This window comes from Streptomyces nymphaeiformis, assembly GCF_014203895.1.
In the GTDB taxonomy this organism is placed as follows: Bacteria; Actinomycetota; Actinomycetes; order Streptomycetales; family Streptomycetaceae; genus Streptomyces; species Streptomyces nymphaeiformis.
Map to the genome: position 1 here is coordinate 1022408 of NZ_JACHJY010000001.1, position 19542 is coordinate 1041949.

Here is a 19542-nt window from a genome sequence, read left to right on the forward strand (position 1 = left end):
AGTGATCGCCCTCTCCCTCGCCGAGATCGCCGAAATCGTCGGCGGGCAGGCGCACGACATACCGGATCCGGCCACCCTGGTCACCGGGCCCGTCGTCATCGACTCCCGCGAGGTGCGGGCCGGCAGCCTGTTCGCGGCCTTCGCCGGTGAGCACGTCGACGGGCACGACTACGCGGAGCGCGCCGTCGCGGCGGGAGCGGTGGCCGTGCTCGCCGCCCGCCCCGTCGGCGCCCCCGCCATCGTCGTCGACGACGTCCAGACCGCGCTCGGGGCCCTCGCCCGAGCGGTGGTCGAACGGCTCGGCACCGATGTCGTCGCCCTGACCGGTTCGGCCGGCAAGACCTCCACCAAGGACCTGATCGCCCAGGTCCTCGACCGGCACGCGCCCACCGTGTGGACGCCCGGCTCCCTCAACAACGAGATCGGCCTGCCGCTCACGGCGCTCCGCGCGAGCGACGAGACCCGGCACCTGGTCCTGGAGATGGGCGCCCGCGGCATCGGCCACATCCGCTACCTCGCGGGCCTCACCCCGCCCCGTATCGGCCTCGTCCTCAACGTGGGCACCGCCCACATCGGCGAGTTCGGCGGCCGGGAGCAGATCGCCGAGGCGAAGGGCGAGCTCGTCGAGGCCCTGCCGTCCGCCGAAGAGGGCGGCATCGCCGTCCTCAACGCCGACGACCCTCTCGTCCGCGCGATGGCGAGCCGCACCAAGGCCCGCGTGACCCTGTTCGGAGAAGCGGACGAAGCGGCCGTACGGGCCGAGAACGTCCACCTCACAGAGAACGGACAGCCTTCTTTCAGGCTTCACACACCCACCGGGTGCAGTGACGTGACCTTGCGCCTGTACGGTGAGCACCACGTGTCGAACGCGCTCGCAGCGGCCGCCGTCGCGCACGAGCTGGGCATGCCCGTCGAAGAGATCGCCACCGCGCTCTCCGAGGCGGGCACCCTGTCGCGCTGGCGCATGGAGGTCACCGAGCGTCCGGACGGCGTGACGATCGTCAACGACGCCTACAACGCGAATCCCGAGTCCATGCGAGCCGCCCTGCGCGCGCTCGCGGCCATGGGCAGGGCCGCACAGGCCCGAGGGGCTCGTACGTGGGCGGTGCTCGGCAAGATGGCCGAGCTCGGTGACGCATCGCTCGTCGAGCACGACGCGGTCGGACGGCTCGCCGTCCGGCTCAACGTCAGCAAGCTCGTGGCGGTCGGGGACAGGGAAGCGTCCTGGCTGCAACTGGGCGCATATAACGAGGGTTCGTGGGGTGAGGAGTCGGTGCACGTGTCCGACGCGCAGGCGGCTGTCGACCTGTTGCGCAGGGAGCTGCGTCCGGGGGACGTCGTCCTTGTGAAGGCTTCCAGGTCGGTCGGTCTCGAACAGGTCGCGCTGGCGCTCCTCGACACCGAGGGCGAGGTCACCGGCCGATGAGGCAGATCCTCTTCGCGGGGGCCATCGGGCTCTTCCTGACCCTGATCGGCACTCCGCTGCTGATCAAGCTCCTCGCCCGCAAGGGATACGGGCAGTTCATCCGGGACGACGGCCCGCGCGGTCACGCCGGGAAGAAGGGCACGCCCACCATGGGCGGCATCTCCTTCATCCTGGCCACGCTCATCGCGTACGCGCTGGCCAAGGTCATCACCGGTGAGGACCCGACGTACTCGGGCGTCCTGGTGCTGTTCCTCATGGCCGGCATGGGTCTCGTCGGCTTCCTCGACGACTACATCAAGATCGTCAAGCAGCGTTCGCTCGGTCTGCGGGCCAAGGCGAAGATGGCCGGCCAGCTGATCGTCGGCATCGCCTTCGCCGTGCTCTCGCTGCAGTTCGCCGACCTGCGCGGGCTCACCCCGGCGTCCACGAAGCTCTCCTTCATCACGGACTTCGGCTGGGCCATCGGCCCGGTGCTCTTCGTGGTCTGGGCGCTCTTCATGATCCTGGCCATGTCCAACGGCGTGAACCTCACGGACGGTCTGGACGGCCTCGCCACCGGCGCCTCGGTGATGGTCTTCGGCGCGTACACCTTCATCGGGCTCTGGCAGTTCCAGGAGTCCTGTGCCAACGCGGTGACGCTGACCAACCCCAACGCCTGCTTCGAGGTCCGAGACCCGCTCGACCTCGCGGTCGTGGCCTCCGCGCTGATGGGCGCCTGCTTCGGCTTCCTCTGGTGGAACACCTCGCCCGCCAAGATCTTCATGGGTGACACCGGCTCGCTCGCCCTCGGCGGCGCCCTCGCCGGTCTCGCCATCTGCTCCCGTACGGAGCTCCTGCTGGCCCTGCTCGGCGGCCTGTTCGTCCTGATCACGATGTCCGTGGTCATCCAGGTCGGCTCGTTCAAGATGACCGGCAAGCGCGTCTTCCGGATGGCACCCCTCCAGCACCACTTCGAACTCAAGGGGTGGTCCGAGGTCCTGGTCGTCGTCCGGTTCTGGATCATCCAGGGCATGTGCGTGATCGTGGGCCTGGGCCTCTTCTACGCGGGATGGGCAGCGGACAAGTGACAGAACAGCTCGACTGGAACGGCAAGAAGGTCACCGTCGCGGGACTCGGGGTCTCCGGCATCCCGGCCGCCCGCGTCCTGCACGCCCGCGGCGCGCTCGTGACCGTCGTCAACGACGGCGACGACGAGCGCTCCCGCGCGCAGGCCGCGGAGTTGGAGGCGGAGGGCATCACCGTCCGCCTCGGCGACGGGGCCACCCTGCCGACCGGCACCGAGCTGATCGTCACCGCCCCCGGCTGGAAGCCCGACAAGCCCCTCTTCGCGGCCGCCGCCGAGGCGGGCGTGGAGATCTGGGGCGACGTCGAGCTGGCCTGGCGCCTGCGGGGCCCCGACGCCGCCCCGTGGCTCGCGGTCACCGGTACCAACGGCAAGACCACGACCGTGCGGATGCTCGCCTCGATCCTGGAGGCGGCAGGCCTGCGGACCGCCGCCGTCGGCAACATCGGGGTGTCGCTCCTCGACGCCGTCCTCGGCGAGGAGACGTACGACGTCCTCGCCGTCGAGCTCTCCAGCTACCAGCTGCACTGGGCGCCCTCCGTCCGCGCCCACTCGGCCGCCGTGCTCAACCTGGCGCCCGACCACCTCGACTGGCACGGCACCATGGAGGCGTACGCCGCCGACAAGGGCCGCATCTACGAGGGCAACCAGGTCGCCTGCGTCTACAACGTCGCCGATGAGGTCACCGAGGACCTGGTGCGCGAGGCCGACGTCGAGGAGGGCTGCCGCGCCATCGGCTTCACCCTCGGCACCCCCGGCCCCTCCCAGCTCGGCGTCGTCGAGGGCATCCTCGTCGACCGGGCCTTCGTCGCGAACCGGCAGAAGAACGCCCAGGAGCTCGCCGAGGTCGCCGACGTCCAGCCGCCTGCCCCGCACAACATCGCCAACGCCCTCGCCGCGGCCGCCCTCGCGCGCGCCTTCGGCGTCGAGGCGAAGGCCGTACGGGACGGCCTCAAGGCCTTCCGGCCCGACCCGCACCGCATCGAACTGGTCGAGGAGGTCCAGGGGGTCGCGTACGTCGACGACTCCAAGGCCACCAACACCCACGCCGCCGAAGCCTCGTTGGCCGCCTACGACCCGATCGTCTGGATCGCCGGCGGCCTCGCCAAGGGCGCGACCTTCGACGAGCTCGTCCAGCGGTCGGCGAAGCGGCTGCGCGGGGCCGTGCTGATCGGCGCCGACCGCGCCCTGATCCGCGAAGCCCTGGCGCGACACGCCCCGGAGGTCCCGGTGGTGGACCTCGACCGGACCGACACTGGGGCGATGTCCGAGGCGGTCCGCGAGGCGGCCCGGCTCGCCGCCCCGGGGGACACGGTCCTGCTCGCCCCGGCCTGCGCCTCGATGGACATGTTCACCAACTACAACAAGCGGGGCGAGGCCTTCGCGGACGCCGTCCGCGCCCTCGCCGCCACCGGGGACGCCTGACCCGACCAGCGGGAGGGTCCGGCCGGACCGGGCACGACTGGAGGGGACAGCGACCATGCCGAGCAAGATCGCCGGGACACGCCGGCCTTCCGCCGTACGCGGCGGAGGGCGGGCCCCCGCGACCCCGCGGCGGCCGCGCGGCGGAGGCGTACGGGGCCTGTACGAGCGGCTCCGCAAGGCCTGGGACCGCCCTCTCACGGCGTACTACGTGATCATCGGGGCCGGGCTGCTCATCACCACGCTCGGCCTCGTGATGGTCTACTCCGCCTCGATGATCACGGCGCTCCGCTACGACCTCGTGCCCTCGTACTTCTTCCGGAAGCAGTTCGTCGCCGCGCTCCTCGGCACCGGACTGCTCCTGATCGCCTCCCGGATGCCGGTCAAGCTGCACCGGGCGCTCGCCTACCCGATCCTGGCCGGCGCGGTCTTCCTCATGGTGCTCGTGCAGATCCCCGGGATAGGGCACGCGGTCAACGGCAACCGGAACTGGATCTCGCTCGGCGGTCCCTTCCAGCTCCAGCCCAGCGAGTTCGGCAAGCTGGGGCTGATCCTGTGGGGGGCCGACCTGCTCGCCCGCAAGCAGGACATGCGGCTCCTGACCCAGTGGAAGCACATGCTGGTGCCGCTGGTCCCCGGGGCGTTCATGCTGCTCGGGCTGATCATGCTCGGCGGCGACATGGGCACCTCGATCATCCTCGCGGCCATCCTCTTCGGCCTGCTGTGGACGGCCGGAGCGCCCACCCGGCTCTTCGTCGGCGTGCTCACGGTGGCCGGTGCGATCGGCGTGCTGCTCATCAAGACGAGCTCGAACCGGATGAGGCGCTTCGACTGCATCGGCGCGACCGACCCCGGCGGCGAGGGAGCCCCCTGTCTGCAGGCCGCGCACGGAATCTATGCTCTGGCCTCGGGCGGATGGTTCGGTTCCGGGCTCGGTGCGAGCGTCGAGAAATGGGGCCAACTGCCCGAGGCGCACACCGACTTCATCTTCGCGGTCACCGGTGAGGAACTGGGTCTCGCGGGGACGCTGTCGGTACTCGCCCTGTTCGCGGCTCTAGGCTATGCGGGTATCCGCGTGGCCGGAGGCACGGAGGACCCCTTCGTGAGGTTCGCCGCGGGAGGTGTGACCACCTGGATCACGGCTCAGGCCGTGATCAACATCGGTGCGGTGCTCGGCCTGTTGCCGATCGCCGGTGTCCCGCTCCCGCTGTTCTCCTACGGAGGGTCGGCCCTGCTGCCGACCATGTTCGCCGTCGGGCTCCTCATCGCCTTCGCGCGACAGGAACCCGCCGCGAAAGCGGCCCTGGCCATGCGCCGCCCCGGCTGGGGCAAGCGGGCCGGGAAGAGATGGAAGTCGATGCGACGGCGCGTCAAGAAGCGCCCGTCCGGAGAGCGGTGAATTTCGGTGCATGTCGTACTCGCCGGTGGGGGGACCGCCGGCCACATCGAGCCCGCGCTCGCCCTCGCGGACGCCCTGCGCAGGCAGGACCCCAGCGTGGGGATCACGGCGCTCGGCACGGAGAAGGGTCTGGAGACCCGGCTCGTGCCCGAGCGGGGCTACGAGTTGGCGCTCATCCCCGCCGTACCGCTGCCCCGCAAGCCCACCCCCGAGCTGATCACCGTCCCCGGGCGGCTGCGCGGCACGATCAAGGCGGCCGAGCAGGTCCTGGAGCGCACCAAGGCGGACTGCGTGGTCGGCTTCGGCGGCTACGTGGCCCTGCCCGGCTATCTGGCGGCCAAGCGCCTCGGGGTGCCCATCGTGGTCCACGAGGCCAACGCCCGGCCCGGCCTCGCCAACAAGATCGGTTCGCGGTACGCGGCCGGGGTCGGCGTCGCCACCCCGGACAGCAAGCTGCGCAACGCCCGGTACATCGGCATCCCGCTGCGGCACACCATCGCGACCCTCGACCGGGCGCGGGTGCGGCCCGAGGCGCGTGCCGCCTTCGGCCTCGACCCGAACCTGCCGACGCTGCTGGTCTCCGGCGGCTCGCAGGGCGCCCGCCGGCTCAACGAGGTGATCCAGCAGATCGCCCCGGTGCTCCAGCGCTCCGGCATCCAGATCCTGCACGCGGTCGGCCCGAAGAACGAGCTGCCGCGCGTCGACAACATGCCCGGTATGCCGCCGTACGTGCCGGTACCGTACGTGGACCGGATGGATCTCGCGTACGCCGCGGCCGACATGATGCTCTGCCGCGCGGGCGCGATGACCGTCGCCGAGCTCTCCGCCGTCGGGCTGCCCGCCGCGTACGTCCCGCTGCCCATCGGCAACGGCGAACAGCGGCTCAACGCCCAGCCGGTGGTCAAGGCCGGCGGTGGACTCCTCGTCGACGACGCGGAACTGACGCCGCAGTGGGTGCAGGGCAACGTCCTGCCCGTACTGGCCGATCCGCACCGTTTGTACGAGATGTCCCGCGCCGCCGCCGAGTTCGGCCGCCGGGACGCCGACGAGCTGCTCGTCGGCATGGTGTACGAGGCGATCGCCTCCCGCTAGCAGCGGCGGCGGGGGACTGAGGGCAGGAGGCGCCGGGTGGCAGCCGGACCGACGACCGCGGAGAAGCGCGGTACCAGCAAGTCGAAGGGGTCGTCGGGGCGGTCGTCCGGCGCCAACAACCGGAACCAGAGGTTCCGGGTGCCCGCCCCCCGGGTCCTCCTCGTGGCGCTCGGCATCGTCGCGCTCGTGGCCGGCGGGCTCTGGGCGCTCTACGGCTCGACCTGGTTCCGTGTGGAACGTGTGAAGACTTCCGGCACCCGGGTCCTGACCCCGGCCGAGGTCGAGGCGGTCGCCGCCGTCCCGATGGGCGCCCCGCTCGCCGGCGTCGACACCGACGCGATCGCGGCCCGGCTCCGGCAGGAGCTGCCGCGGATCGAGTCGATCGACGTCGTACGGTCATGGCCGCACGGAATCGGGCTGAAAGTGACGGAACGGCAGCCTGTTCTTCTGGTGGAAAAGGGCGGAAAGTTCACTGAAGTGGACGCGACGGGGCTGCGGTTCGCCACCGTCGACACCGCCCCCCGCGGCGTCCCCCGGCTCGTCCTCGACAGCGCCTCCTCGCCGAGCCTCCGCCGCTTCGGCGCGGACCGGTTGCTCCGGGAGGCGGTCCGCGTCCGGGGTGAACTCCCGGCGCAGATCGCCCGGGACACTCGTGTCGTGCGCATCACCTCGTACGACTCCGTCACCCTGGAGCTGACCGGGGGCCGAAGGGTCTTCTGGGGCAGCGGTGAGGACGGCCCGGTCAAGGCCCGGGTGCTGACCGCCCTCATGAAGGCAAGTCCCAAAGCGGGGCACTTCGACGTAAGTGCCCCCACAGCGCCCGCTTCGTCCGGGAGTTGACGGTCATCTCCGCTGGCCAGCACCCTGGTTGGCCAGCGCTACGGGTGATCACATAGGGTGAAAAGAAAAACGGGAGGTTCGGCGTGTTCGTTGAACGTGCGCCACTTGTCGACTTAGTGTCCTGTTCGGAAGAGTCCAGCGAACAGCGACACTGGTAACCCTAAACTTCAACGTTAGGGTTCGGGTCGGCGTTCGGACCGTCCCAATCGGCATCCGTCGGAGCGGCGCGACCAACCGCGCAGCGACGACACGTAACTCGAGGCGAGAGGCCTTCGACGTGGCAGCACCGCAGAACTACCTCGCAGTCATCAAGGTCATCGGTGTCGGCGGCGGTGGTGTCAATGCCATCAACCGAATGATCGAGGTCGGCCTCAAGGGCGTCGAGTTCATCGCGATCAACACCGACGCGCAAGCGCTGTTGATGAGCGACGCCGACGTCAAGCTCGACGTCGGCCGTGAACTCACCCGCGGCCTCGGGGCCGGGGCCAACCCGGCCGTCGGTCGCAAGGCGGCAGAGGACCACCGTGAGGAGATCGAGGAGGTCCTCAAGGGGGCCGACATGGTCTTCGTCACCGCAGGCGAGGGCGGCGGCACCGGCACCGGCGGCGCGCCCGTCGTCGCCAACATCGCGCGCTCGCTCGGCGCCCTCACGATCGGTGTGGTCACCCGGCCGTTCACCTTCGAGGGCCGCCGTCGCGCGAACCAGGCGGAGGACGGCATCGCCGAGCTCCGCGAAGAGGTCGACACCCTCATCGTCATCCCCAACGACCGACTGCTCTCGATCTCGGACCGCCAGGTCTCCGTGCTCGACGCCTTCAAGTCGGCCGACCAGGTCCTCCTGAGCGGTGTCCAGGGCATCACCGACCTCATCACCACCCCGGGTCTGATCAACCTCGACTTCGCCGACGTCAAGTCGGTCATGTCCGAGGCCGGTTCGGCACTCATGGGCATCGGCTCCGCCCGCGGCGACGACCGCGCGGTGGCGGCGGCCGAGATGGCGATCTCCTCGCCGCTCCTCGAGGCCTCCATCGACGGCGCCCGCGGCGTGCTGCTCTCCATCTCCGGCGGCAGCGACCTCGGCCTCTTCGAGATCAACGAGGCCGCGCAGCTGGTCAGCGAGGCGGCCCACCCCGAGGCCAACATCATCTTCGGCGCCGTCATCGACGACGCCCTCGGCGACGAGGTCCGGGTCACCGTCATCGCGGCCGGCTTCGACGGCGGCCAGCCGCCGGCCCGCCGGGACAACATCATCGGCTCGGTCTCGGCCAAGCGCGAGGAGCCGGCCCCGGCGCCCCGCATCACCGAGACCCCCCGCCCGCTGGGCGGCCTCGGCACCGTCGCCCCGCGCGAGGAGCCGGTCTCGATCCCGGTCGAGCCCGCCCCGGTCGTCAACGAGGCCCCGCTGACGCCCGCCCCGCCGGTCGTCCCCCCGGCCCGTCCGTACGCGGACAGCCAGGCCGAGGAGCTGGACGTCCCGGACTTCCTGAAGTGATAGGACACCGCTCCGACGCGAACGGCGCCCACTTCGCCTTCACCGACCGGTGGGGCGGGGTGAGCGCCGTTCCGTACGAGGAGCTCAACCTCGGCGGAGCGGTCGGGGACGACCCCGCGGCCGTCCTCGCCAACCGGGCCGCCGCCGCCGGAGCCCTCGGGCTCGACCCGGCGCGGGTGGTCTGGATGAACCAGGTGCACGGCGCCGACGTCGTCGAGGTCGACGGACCCTGGGGCGACGCGGACATCCCGTCCGTCGACGCGATCGTCACCGCCCGGCCGGGACTCGCCCTCGCGGTGCTCACCGCGGACTGCGTCCCCGTCCTCCTCGCCGATCCGGTCGCCGGGGTCGCGGCCGCCGCCCACGCCGGGCGGCCCGGGATGGTCGCCGGAGTCGTCCCCGCCGCCGTCGCGGCGATGACGAAGCTCGGCGCCGACCCCGCCCGGATCGTCGCCCGCACCGGACCCGCCGTCTGCGGCCGGTGCTACGAAGTGCCCGAGGCGATGCGCGCCGAGGTCGCGGCCGTCGAACCCGCCGCGCACGCGGAGACCTCCTGGGGAACCCCGGCCGTCGACGTCGCCGCCGGAGTGCGCGCGCAGTTGGCGCGGCTCGGGGTCCGGGACGTCGAGGACGCCGGGGTCTGCACCCTGGAATCGCGCGACCACTACTCGTACCGCCGCGATCGCACCACAGGGCGACTCGCGGGATATGTCTGGTTGAACCGAGAAGAGACATGACGGATCGCAAGTCGGAACTCGCCGCGAACCTGGCCGCGGTGGAGGAGCGCATCGCCGCCGCGTGCGCCGCAGCCGGGCGCCCGCGGGAGGAGGTGACCCTGATCGTGGTCACCAAGACCTACCCCGCGAGCGACGTCAGACTCCTGCACGAGCTCGGGGTCCGGCACGTCGCCGAGAACCGGGACCAGGACGCCGCCCCCAAGGCGGCCGCCTGTGCCGACCTCGACCTGACCTGGCACTTCGTGGGCCAGTTGCAGACCAACAAGGTCAGATCCGTGGTGGGTTATGCCGATGTGGTGCAGTCCGTCGACCGTTTGAAGCTCGTTTCCTCGCTCTCCGCGGCCGCGGAGAAGGAGGGTCGCGAGCTCGGCTGCCTGATCCAGGTCGCGCTCGACGCCGAGTCCGGCGAGCGGGGCGACCGTGGCGGTGTCGCGCCGGACGGGGTCGAGGAGTTGGCCGCGGCCGTGGACGCCGCGCCCGGACTGCGGCTCGCCGGACTGATGACCGTCGCCCCGCTCGCCGGGGAGTACGCGGGACGGCAACGCGCGGCCTTCGACCGGCTGATGGATTTGTCGACTGTCCTGCGCGCGACCCGTCCGGCTGCGAACATGGTGTCAGCAGGGATGAGTGCGGACCTCGAGGAGGCCGTCGCTGCCGGGGCGACACACGTACGCGTCGGTACGGCGGTACTCGGAGTCCGCCCGAAGCTCGGGTAACGTCGCGAAGCAAGTCGGACCACAGCAGAAAATATGGTCATTCCGTAGAACGGCGGGACGACCCGTGGATCGCCGGCCCTTGGTGACAAGGCCGATCCACCACAGAGCGGAGGACTCAGAGCATGGCCGGCGCGATGCGCAAGATGGCGGTCTACCTCGGCCTCGTGGAGGACGATGGGTACGACGGCCGGGGCTTCGACCCCGACGACGACTTCGAACCCGAGCTGGAGCCGGAGCCCGAGCGCGACCGGCGCCACACCCCCCCGCGTCAGGTGGAGCGCGAGGAGCCGGTGCGAGTGGTGCAGCCCCCGGCCCCCCGGGAGCCGATCGCCCATTCCGTCCCGGTACTCGCCGAAAGCGGACGTCCGGCCCGAATTGCCCCCGTGGCATCCATCACACCCGAACGTCCGAGCCTGGAGAAGAACGCACCGGTGATCATGCCCAAGGTCGTGTCCGAGCGGGAGCCGTACCGCATCACCACGCTGCACCCGCGGACCTACAACGAGGCCCGTACCATCGGGGAACACTTCCGTGAGGGCACCCCGGTGATCATGAACCTCACAGAGATGGACGACACGGACGCGAAGCGACTTGTCGACTTTGCCGCCGGACTCGTCTTCGGGCTCCATGGCAGCATTGAGCGCGTGACGCAGAAGGTGTTCCTGTTGTCGCCTGCTAACGTCGATGTCACGGCGGAGGACAAGGCCCGGATCGCAGAGGGCGGATTCTTCAACCAGAGCTGAGAACACGAGAACCGGACGGGCCGGTCGCCTAGCGGCCGGACAAGCGAGAGCACGAAAGCCAGGGGAGAGGGAAACGCGGGATGGGCGTCGCACTACAGGTGGTCTACATCGTGCTGATGTGCTTCCTCGTCCTCCTGATCGTCCGGCTTGTCATGGACTACGTCTTCCAGTTCGCCCGTTCATGGCAACCCGGTAAGGCGATGGTGGTCGTCCTTGAGGCCACCTACACTGTCACCGATCCACCGCTCAAGCTTCTGCGGCGACTCATCCCGCCGCTGCGTCTCGGGGGCGTGGCACTCGACCTGTCCTTCTTCGTTCTGATGATCATCGTTTACATCCTGATCTCCATCGTGAGCAGCTTCGCGAGGTGATGGTGGAGGAACAAGTGGACGATACGGTCTTGCCGACTGCCGACGACTACGTAGAGGTGAAGAAGAGATGCCGCTGACCCCCGAGGACGTGCGGAACAAGCAGTTCACGACCGTCCGCCTTCGAGAAGGCTATGACGAGGACGAGGTCGATGCCTTCCTCGACGAGGTCGAAGCCGAACTGACCCGCCTGCTCCGCGAGAACGAGGACCTGCGCGCCAAGCTGGCCGCCGCGACGCGTGCCGCCGCGCAGAACCAGCAGCAGGCCATGCGCAAGCCCCCGGAGCCGCAGGATCGTCCCGTCGGTCCCGGCGCGCCCGTGCCCGCCGCCATATCCGGACCGCCGGCCCAGCAGCAGCCGCCGCAGATGGGCCCGCCGCAGCTGCCCTCCGGTGCCCCCGCGCTTCCCGCCGGCCCCATGCAGGGCGGCCCCATGCAGGGCGGGCCCATGGGCCCCGGCCCGATGCAGGGCGGCCCCATGCAGGGCGGCCCGATGGGCCCCGGCCCGATGCAGGGCGGCCCCATGGGTCACCCGCAGCAGCAGCAGATGCAGCCGCCGCAGATGCAGCAGCCGCAGCAGGGTCCCGGTGGCGACAGCGCCGCGCGCGTCCTCTCGCTCGCCCAGCAGACCGCCGACCAGGCGATCGCCGAGGCGCGCTCCGAGGCCAACAAGATCGTCGGCGAGGCGCGCTCCCGCGCCGAGGGCCTGGAGCGGGACGCCCGCGCCAAGGCGGACGCTCTTGAGCGGGACGCGCAGGAGAAGCACCGCGTCGCGATGGGCTCCCTCGAGTCCGCCCGCGCCACGCTGGAGCGCAAGGTCGAGGACCTGCGCGGCTTCGAGCGCGAGTACCGCACGCGTCTGAAGTCCTACCTGGAGTCGCAGCTGCGTCAGCTGGAGACCCAGGCGGACGACTCGCTGGCTCCGCCGCGCACCCCGGCCACGGCCTCGCTGCCGCCGGCCCCGTCCATGGCCTCGGCGGGCGCGAGCGCGCCGTCCTACGGCGGGAACGGCGCGATGGGCGGTGCGCCGTCCATGGGTGGCGCGCCCTCCTACGGCGGCCAGCAGCAGATGTCCCCGGCGATGACCCAGCCCATGGCTCCGGTCCGGCCGCAGGCACCGCAGCCGATGCAGCAGGCGCCGGCGCCGATGCGGGGCTTCCTGATCGACGAGGACGACAACTGAGGCGGCGGGCGCCAGCGCGCTGAGCGCGTAGCCGTCGGCAGCCACGAAGGGCCGGTTCCCCCAGGGGAACCGGCCCTTCGGCGCGCCCCGCCGTTGTGGGCATGCGTTCCGCCGGGGCGGAACGGGTGGGCACAACGGGACGGCGCCCTTGCCGGCGCCAGAGGCTTCCGCGCCTGAACCCGCACCGACTTGTGCGCCGCACTCTTGGTGCGGGTCAGGGCGCGGAACACGGAGGCGCCGCTGAGGGCGCCGTCCCGTGTGCCCACCCGTCCCGCCCCAGCGGGACGATTGCCCACACGGGGGTGTGCGAAGGGCCCGGCGCCGGGGTGGTGCCGGGCCCTTCGTCGTATCGCTTACGCCTTGCGGAGGTGGAAGGTGAGGGCCAGGCCCTCGTCTTCGAAGGCCGGGCCGTACGTGGCGTCCGGCTCGCCCTGCGCGTAGTCCGTCGACAGGACCTCGTCCGCGATCAGGGACGCATGGGCCGTCAGGGCCTCCACCGTCTCCGGGGACGCGGACGTCCAGCGGAGGGCGATCCGGTCCGCCACGTCCAGGCCGCTGTTCTTGCGGGCCTCCTGGATCAGGCGGATCGCGTCACGGGCCAGGCCCGCGCGCCGGAGCTCGGGGGTGATCTCCAGGTCGAGCGCGACCGTCGCGCCGGCGTCGGAGGCGACCGACCAGCCCTCACGGGGGGTCTCCGTGATGATGATCTCCTCCGGCGTGACGGTGATGTCCTCGCCGTTCACCGAGAGCGTCGCCTCTCCGGAGCGGAGGGCCAGCGACAGGGCCGCGGCGTCGGCCGCGGCCACCGCCTTGGCCACGTCCTGGACGCCCTTGCCGAAGCGCTTGCCCAGGGCCCGGAAGTTCGCCTTGGCGGTGGTGTCGACGAGCGAGCCGCCGACCTCCGACAGGGACGCGAGCGAGGAGACGTTCAGCTCCTCCGTGATCTGGGCCTGGAGCTCCGGCGACAGGGCCGGGAAGCCCGCGGCCGCGACCAGCGCGCGGGACAGCGGCTGGCGGGTCTTCACGCCCGACTCGGCGCGCGTCGCCCGGCCCAGCTCGACCAGGCGGCGGACCAGGAGCATCTGCTCCGAGAGGGTGCCGTCGATCAGGGCGGCGTCCGCCTCCGGCCAGGTCGCCAGGTGGACCGACTCCGGGGCGTCCGGGGTGACCGGCACCACCAGGTCCTGCCAGACCCGCTCGGTGATGAACGGGGTCAGCGGGGCCATCAGGCGCGTGACCGTCTCGATGACGTCGTGCAGGGTGCGGAGCGCGGCGGCGTCGCCCTGCCAGAAGCGGCGGCGCGAGCGGCGCACGTACCAGTTGGAGAGGTCGTCGACGAACGCCGAGATCAGCTTGCCGGTGCGCTGGGTGTCGTACGACTCCATCGCCTCGGTCGTCTGGGCGACGAGCGTGTTCAGCTCGGAGAGCAGCCAGCGGTCCAGGACCGTGCGCTCCGCCGGCGCCGGGTCCGCCGCGGACGGCGCCCAGCCGGACGTACGGGCGTACAGGGCCTGGAAGGCCACCGTGTTCCAGTAGGTGAGGAGCGTCTTGCGCACGACCTCCTGGATGGTGCCGTGGCCCACGCGGCGGGCCGCCCACGGCGAGCCGCCGGCCGCCATGAACCAGCGGACGGCGTCGGCGCCGTGCTGGTCCATCAGCGGGATCGGCTGGAGGATGTTGCCCAGGTGCTTGGACATCTTGCGGCCGTCCTCGGCGAGGATGTGGCCGAGGCAGACCACGTTCTCGTACGAGGACTTGTCGAAGACCAGGGTGCCGACGGCCATCAGCGTGTAGAACCAGCCGCGGGTCTGGTCGATGGCCTCGGAGATGAACTGCGCCGGGTAGCGGGACTCGAAGAGTTCCTTGTTCTTGTACGGGTAGCCGTACTGCGCGAACGGCATGGAGCCCGAGTCGTACCAGGCGTCGATGACCTCCGGCACGCGCGTGGCGGTCTTCGAGCAGCTGGGGCACGGGAAGGTGACCGCGTCGATGTACGGGCGGTGCGGGTCGAGCTCCGACTGGTCGGTGCCCGTCAGCTCCGTCAGCTCCGCGCGGGAGCCCACGCAGGTCAGGTGCCCGTCCTCGCAGCGCCAGATCGGCAGCGGGGTGCCCCAGTAGCGGTTCCGGGAGAGGGCCCAGTCGACGTTGTTCGTCAGCCAGTCGCCGAAGCGGCCGTGCTTGACCGACTCCGGGAACCAGTTGGTCTTCTCGTTCTCCTGGAGCAGACGGTCCTTGACGGCGGTCGTCCGGATGTACCAGGACGGCTGCGCGTAGTAGAGCAGGGCCGTGTGGCAGCGCCAGCAGTGCGGGTAGCTGTGCTCGTACGCGATGTGCTTGAAGAGCAGCCCGCGCGCGTCCAGGTCGGCGGTGAGCGCCTCGTCGGCCTTCTTGAAGAAGACGCCGCCGACGAGCGGCACGTCCTCCTCGAAGGTGCCGTCGGGGCGGACCGGGTTCACGACCGGCAGGCCGTACGCCTTGCAGACCTTGAGGTCGTCCTCACCGAAGGCGGGGGACTGGTGGACCAGACCCGTGCCGTCCTCGGTCGTGACGTACTCGGCGTTCACGATGTAGTGCGCCGGCTCGGGGAACTCGACGAGCTCGAAGGGGCGCTGGTACGTCCAGCGCTCCATCTCCGCGCCCGTGAAGGACTCGCCCGTGGTGACCCAGCCCTCGCCGAGCGCCTTCTCGACCAGCGGCTGCGCGACGACGACGCGCTCGTCGCCGTCCGTGGCGACCACGTACGTCACCTCGGGGTGCGCGGCGACCGCCGTGTTGGACACCAGGGTCCAGGGGGTCGTCGTCCAGACCAGGAGCGCCGCCTTGCCCGCGAGCGGGCCGGACGTGAGCGGGAAGCGCACGTACACGGAGGGGTCGACGACCGTCTCGTACCCCTGCGCCAGCTCGTGGTCGGAGAGGCCGGTGCCGCAGCGGGGGCACCAGGGGGCGACGCGGTGGTCCTGGACCAGCAGGTCCTTCTCGAAGATCTGCTTGAGCGACCACCAGACCGACTCGATGTACGAGGGGTCCATGGTCCGGTACGCGTCGTCGAGGTCGACCCAGTAGCCCATGCGGGTCGTGAGCTCGGCGAACGCGTCGGTGTGCCGGGTCACGGACTCGCGGCACTTGTCGTTGAACTCGGCGATGCCGTAGGCCTCGATGTCCTTCTTGCCGGAGAAGCCGAGCTCCTTCTCGACGGCGAGCTCGACCGGCAGGCCGTGGCAGTCCCAGCCGGCCTTGCGGGCCACGTGGTAGCCGCGCATGGTCCGGAAGCGGGGGAACACGTCCTTGAAGACGCGGGCCTCGATGTGGTGGGCGCCGGGCATGCCGTTGGCGGTCGGCGGGCCCTCGTAGAACACCCACTCGGGGCGTCCCTCGGACTGCTCAAGGGTCTTGGCGAAGACCTTGTTGTCGCGCCAGAAGTCGAGCACGGCGTGCTCGAGGGCGGACAGGTCTACCTGGGCGGGTACCTGGCGGTACTGCGAAGACATCGATCTTCCTCCGGCGGATGTTCCTCGTTCCGTCCGGAGGGACGAGAGCACTGCTCCCGCGGTACCACCCTCCTTGGCCCCGGGCGGACGCCCTGAGCCCCCTCATTGGGGTCGCGACGCCGGTTCTAGTCACCGCGCTGTGCTGCGGCTTTCTTCCGACGGCTCCGGGGTGATGCTTCACATCGGGCTCGCCCCCGGGCTCTCACCGTCCCCGGGTCGCTCATGGCTGCTTGCGACGCTACTCGTCCCCATCCAAGCCTTTCGCTCCCGCCAGTGTACGGGGCGGAGCGCAGGGTGGCAGACCGGTTTTCGCGTGACCCGAATGGCCATACGGGGCGGGCCGGAGTTCCGCTGCGGCCATGTGGGGGAGGGGCGGGACGGATAACCGGGCGGGGAGCTGGGCACAACGGAGGCAGGCCCGCCCCGCGGGGAGCGGGGGCGGGTGGGAACGGCGGCGTGCCCCGTTGCCGCGGGCCTTGGGCCGATTTATCGTCCCAGCACGATTCGCGAGCAAGATCACAAAATGTGAAGGGGCCGCGACATGGTGGCGAAGAAGACCGCCGCGAAGAAGACCTCGGCCGCCGGTTCCACCGGTGCGGCCGGGGTCGCCAAGGACGTGGCCGGCAAGAAGTCGACGGTCGACGGGAAGGCGCCGGCCAAGAAGACGGTCGCGAAATCGGTCGCGAAATCGGTCGCGAAGAAGACGCCGGCCAGGAAGACCGCGGCCCGCAGGACGGCCCCGAAGGACGGCGTCGCGAAGACGGCGGCCTCCAAGGACGCCGCCCCGGAGCACGCGGTCGCGGAGGACGGCGTCGCGGCCTCGGAGGGCGCTGCCCCCGAGGACGCCGCGGTGCCCGCCAAGAAGGCCGTGGCGAAGAAGGCGGCAGCCAGGAAGGCGTCCGCCGCGAAGAAGCAGACAGGAGCCAGGACGGTGGCAGCGAAGAAGACCGCGGGTGGCGTCACGACCGTCGGGGACGAGGCGGCGGTGCCCCCGGCGCGGGCCGGCGAGCTCGCGGTGCGTCCCGGCGAGGACCCCTGGACGCCGGAGGAGGTCGCCGAGGCCCGCAGCGCGCTCCAGGCGGAGGTGCTGCGGCTCGGCAGCGAGCTGGTCCACTCCCAGGAGGAGCTGACCGGCCTGATGCGGGACTCGGGCGACGGCGCCGGCGACGACCAGGCCGACACCGGCAGCAAGAACATCACCCGCGAGCACGAGCTGGCCCTGGCCGCGAACGCCCGGGAGATGCTGGAGCAGACCGAGCACGCCCTGGAGCGGCTCGACGCGGGCACGTACGGCCTGTGCGAGGTGTGCGGGAAGCCGATCGGCAAGGCGCGGATGCAGGCCTTCCCGCGGGCCACGCTCTGCGTCGAGGACAAACAGCGACAGGAGCGGCGCGGCTGACGATCTCGGCTGCCGGTCCCGTACGCCTGTGCCGTACCCTCGGTGCACGGTCAGGCATCGAGGTCGAGGGACTCACTCACGTGGCAGAGGCGGAGCGCATCATCGGTACGCCGGATTCAGCAGGGGCCGACGAGACGGCCGCCTCCGACGCGTCGGCGGCCCGCGAGGAGACCGCGGCCGCGGGCGGCACGTCGGACCACGACGGCACGCCGGCCCCCGACGGCCAGGCCGCTCCCGAGGAGCGGCCGAAGGGCAGGCGCAGGATCGTCGCCCTGTTCGTCGTGGCCGTCCTCGCCTACCTGCTCGACCTCGGCAGCAAGATGCTGGTGGTCGCCAAGCTGGAGGGCCACGAGCCGATCGACCTGGTCGGCGACCTGCTGCGGCTCGACGCCATCCGGAACCCGGGCGCCGCCTTCGGCATGGGCGAGGCCTTCACGATCATCTTCACCTGCATCGCGGCCGCCGTGATCGTCGTGATCATCCGGCTGGCCCGCAAGCTCTACAGCCTGCCCTGGGCGATCGCGCTCGGCCTGCTGCTCGGCGGTGCGCTCGGCAACCTCACGGACCGGATCTTCCGCTCGCCCGGCGTCTTCGAGGGCGCGGTCGTGGACTTCATCGCCCCCGCGCACTTCGCCGTCTTCAACCTCGCCGACTCGGCGATCGTCTGCGGCGGCATCCTGATCGTCATCCTGTCGTTCCGGGGCCTGGACCCCGACGGCACCGTCCACAAGGACTGACAAGGCATACTCGACGGGTGAGCACGAGTCCCGAGATCCGCACCCTGCCCGTTCCCGATGGCCTGGAGGGCGAGCGCGTCGACGCCGCCATCGCCCGAATGTTCGGGTTCTCCCGTACGAAGGCGGCCGAGCTGGCCGCCGCAGGGAAGGTCCAGGTCGACGGCTCCGTCGTCGGCAAGTCCGAGCGGGTCAGCGGCGGCGCGTGGCTCGAGGTCGAGATGCCGGGCGCGCCCGCGCCCGTCCAGATCGTCGCCGAGCCCGTCGAGGGCATGGAGATCGTCCACGACGACGACGACATCGTCGTGATCATGAAGCCGGTCGGCGTCGCCGCGCACCCCAGCCCCGGCTGGACCGGCACCACGGTCATCGGCGGCCTCGCCGCCGCCGGGTACCGCATCTCCACCTCCGGCGCCGCCGAGCGCCAGGGCATCGTGCACCGCCTCGACGTCGGCACCTCCGGTCTGATGGTGGTCGCCAAGTCCGAGTACGCGTACACCTCGCTCAAGCGCCAGTTCAAGGAGCGCGTGGTCGACAAGCGCTACAACGCGCTGGTCCAGGGCCACCCGGACCCGATGAGCGGCACCATCGACGCGCCGATCGGCCGACACCCGAACCACGACTACAAGTGGGCGGTCACCGCCGACGGCAAGCCCTCGGTCACGCACTACGACCTCATCGAGGCGTACCGCTCGGCCTCGCTGCTCGACATCAAGCTGGAGACGGGCCGCACCCACCAGATCCGGGTGCACATGTCCGCCCACCGCCACCCCTGCGTCGGCGACCTCACCTACGGCGCCGACCCGACGCTCGCCAAGCGCCTCGGCCTGACCCGGCAGTGGCTGCACGCCGTCCGCCTCGGCTTCGAGCACCCGGGCGACGGCTCCTGGGTCGAGTTCGAGAGCACCTACCCCGCGGACCTGCAGAAGGCCCTCGACCGCATCGCCTCGGAGAGCCAGTGACCACCGCGTACACCGTCAAGGAAGCCCTGGGCCACGACGACCGGGACGCGTGCTTCGCGGTCCGCCGCGAGGTCTTCGTCGAGGAGCAGGGCGTCCCGCAGGCGATCGAGTACGACACGTACGACGAGACCGCGGTGCACGTCCTCGCCGCCCGCGCGGACGGCCTGCCGCTCGGCACCGGGCGCCTGCTGCACGGGGCGGACGCGGTCGGCAAGACCGGCGACGCCTCGGTCGGCTCCCTCGGCCGGCTCGCCGTCTCCAAGGCCGCGCGCGGCCTCGGAGTGGGCGCCGCCCTGGTCCGCGCCATCGAGGACGCGGCCCGGGGGCGCGGCCTGAGCGCCGTCGACCTGCACGCGCAGACCCACGCGCTCGGCTTCTACGAGCGGCTCGGCTACGAGGCGTACGGCCCGGAGTTCCCCGACGCGGACATGCCGCACCGGGCGATGCGCAAGGCGCTGTAGCAGACGCCGCCTCCCGG

At 71.2% G+C, this 19542-nt stretch carries 17 protein-coding genes; 16 read left to right on the forward strand and 1 reads right to left on the reverse strand.

What is annotated here, in order from left to right; translation table 11 throughout:
• Position 1 precedes the first annotated feature (1 nt).
• The 12 genes from GGE06_RS04575 (at position 2) to GGE06_RS04630 (ending at position 12481) form a co-directional block, all read left to right on the forward strand.
• Positions 2–1426: a UDP-N-acetylmuramoyl-tripeptide--D-alanyl-D-alanine ligase gene (locus tag GGE06_RS04575; RefSeq protein WP_116161473.1), complete on the forward strand. Its 1425-nt coding sequence runs from the start codon at positions 2–4 to the stop codon at positions 1424–1426.
• A complete protein-coding gene (gene mraY, locus GGE06_RS04580; RefSeq protein WP_116161474.1) occupies positions 1423–2493 on the forward strand; it encodes a phospho-N-acetylmuramoyl-pentapeptide-transferase in 1071 nt (356 codons plus the stop codon). Before GGE06_RS04575 ends, mraY begins: the two co-directional genes overlap by 4 nt.
• Positions 2475–3914: a UDP-N-acetylmuramoyl-L-alanine--D-glutamate ligase gene (murD, locus tag GGE06_RS04585; RefSeq protein ID WP_116161475.1), complete on the forward strand. Its 1440-nt coding sequence runs from the start codon at positions 2475–2477 to the stop codon at positions 3912–3914. The genes mraY and murD overlap by 19 nt, the downstream gene beginning before the upstream one ends.
• A 55-nt stretch (positions 3915–3969) precedes the next feature.
• The gene (ftsW, locus tag GGE06_RS04590; RefSeq protein ID WP_116161476.1) at positions 3970–5310 is read left to right on the forward strand and encodes a putative lipid II flippase FtsW; all 1341 of its coding nucleotides are present in this window, start codon (positions 3970–3972) and stop codon (positions 5308–5310) included.
• 6 nt (positions 5311–5316) lie between these two features.
• Positions 5317–6402 carry an undecaprenyldiphospho-muramoylpentapeptide beta-N-acetylglucosaminyltransferase gene (murG, locus tag GGE06_RS04595; RefSeq protein ID WP_116161477.1) on the forward strand — a complete coding sequence of 362 codons (1086 nt, stop codon included), beginning with the start codon at positions 5317–5319 and terminating at the stop codon, positions 6400–6402.
• Positions 6403–6438: 36 nt separating this feature from the next.
• The gene (locus tag GGE06_RS04600) at positions 6439–7242 is read left to right on the forward strand and encodes a cell division protein FtsQ/DivIB (protein WP_116161478.1); all 804 of its coding nucleotides are present in this window, start codon (positions 6439–6441) and stop codon (positions 7240–7242) included.
• 277 nt (positions 7243–7519) lie between these two features.
• Entirely contained in the window at positions 7520–8734 is a 1215-nt protein-coding gene (gene ftsZ / locus GGE06_RS04605) for a cell division protein FtsZ (RefSeq protein WP_116161479.1), read from the forward strand.
• Positions 8731–9471, forward strand: a complete 741-nt coding sequence (gene pgeF, locus GGE06_RS04610; RefSeq protein WP_184930062.1) for a peptidoglycan editing factor PgeF — start codon at positions 8731–8733, stop codon at positions 9469–9471. The genes ftsZ and pgeF overlap by 4 nt, the downstream gene beginning before the upstream one ends.
• On the forward strand, positions 9468–10187 hold the full coding sequence (locus GGE06_RS04615) for a YggS family pyridoxal phosphate-dependent enzyme (protein WP_116161481.1): 720 nt from the start codon (positions 9468–9470) through the stop codon (positions 10185–10187). Before pgeF ends, GGE06_RS04615 begins: the two co-directional genes overlap by 4 nt.
• A 122-nt stretch (positions 10188–10309) precedes the next feature.
• Positions 10310–10930 (forward strand): cell division protein SepF, encoded by a 621-nt coding sequence (locus GGE06_RS04620; RefSeq protein ID WP_030693462.1) that lies wholly within the window; start codon positions 10310–10312, stop codon positions 10928–10930.
• 80 nt (positions 10931–11010) lie between these two features.
• Entirely contained in the window at positions 11011–11301 is a 291-nt protein-coding gene (locus GGE06_RS04625; protein WP_017238790.1) for a YggT family protein, read from the forward strand.
• Positions 11302–11368: 67 nt separating this feature from the next.
• On the forward strand, positions 11369–12481 hold the full coding sequence (locus GGE06_RS04630) for a DivIVA domain-containing protein (RefSeq protein WP_116161482.1): 1113 nt from the start codon (positions 11369–11371) through the stop codon (positions 12479–12481).
• A 353-nt stretch (positions 12482–12834) separates the two neighbouring features.
• Here the strand turns inward: GGE06_RS04630 and ileS are convergent, their stop codons facing one another.
• On the reverse strand, positions 12835–15969 hold the full coding sequence (gene ileS, locus GGE06_RS04635) for an isoleucine--tRNA ligase (RefSeq protein ID WP_116161483.1): 3135 nt from the start codon (positions 15967–15969) through the stop codon (positions 12835–12837).
• Between the two features lie 541 nt (positions 15970–16510).
• On the opposite strand from ileS, the gene GGE06_RS04640 reads away from it, so the two are divergent.
• The 4 genes from GGE06_RS04640 to GGE06_RS04655 all read left to right on the forward strand — a co-directional run bounded on the left by GGE06_RS04640 (position 16511) and on the right by GGE06_RS04655 (position 19525).
• Complete coding sequence (locus tag GGE06_RS04640) at positions 16511–17368, forward strand: TraR/DksA family transcriptional regulator (protein WP_184930063.1); 858 nt, start codon at positions 16511–16513, stop codon at positions 17366–17368.
• Between the two features lie 80 nt (positions 17369–17448).
• Positions 17449–18105 carry a signal peptidase II gene (gene lspA / locus GGE06_RS04645; protein ID WP_184930064.1) on the forward strand — a complete coding sequence of 219 codons (657 nt, stop codon included), beginning with the start codon at positions 17449–17451 and terminating at the stop codon, positions 18103–18105.
• Positions 18106–18122: 17 nt separating this feature from the next.
• Positions 18123–19064, forward strand: a complete 942-nt coding sequence (locus GGE06_RS04650) for an RluA family pseudouridine synthase (RefSeq protein ID WP_116161486.1) — start codon at positions 18123–18125, stop codon at positions 19062–19064.
• A complete protein-coding gene (locus tag GGE06_RS04655; RefSeq protein ID WP_184930065.1) occupies positions 19061–19525 on the forward strand; it encodes a GNAT family N-acetyltransferase in 465 nt (154 codons plus the stop codon). Before GGE06_RS04650 ends, GGE06_RS04655 begins: the two co-directional genes overlap by 4 nt.
• The last annotated feature ends 17 nt before the right edge of the window (positions 19526–19542 follow it).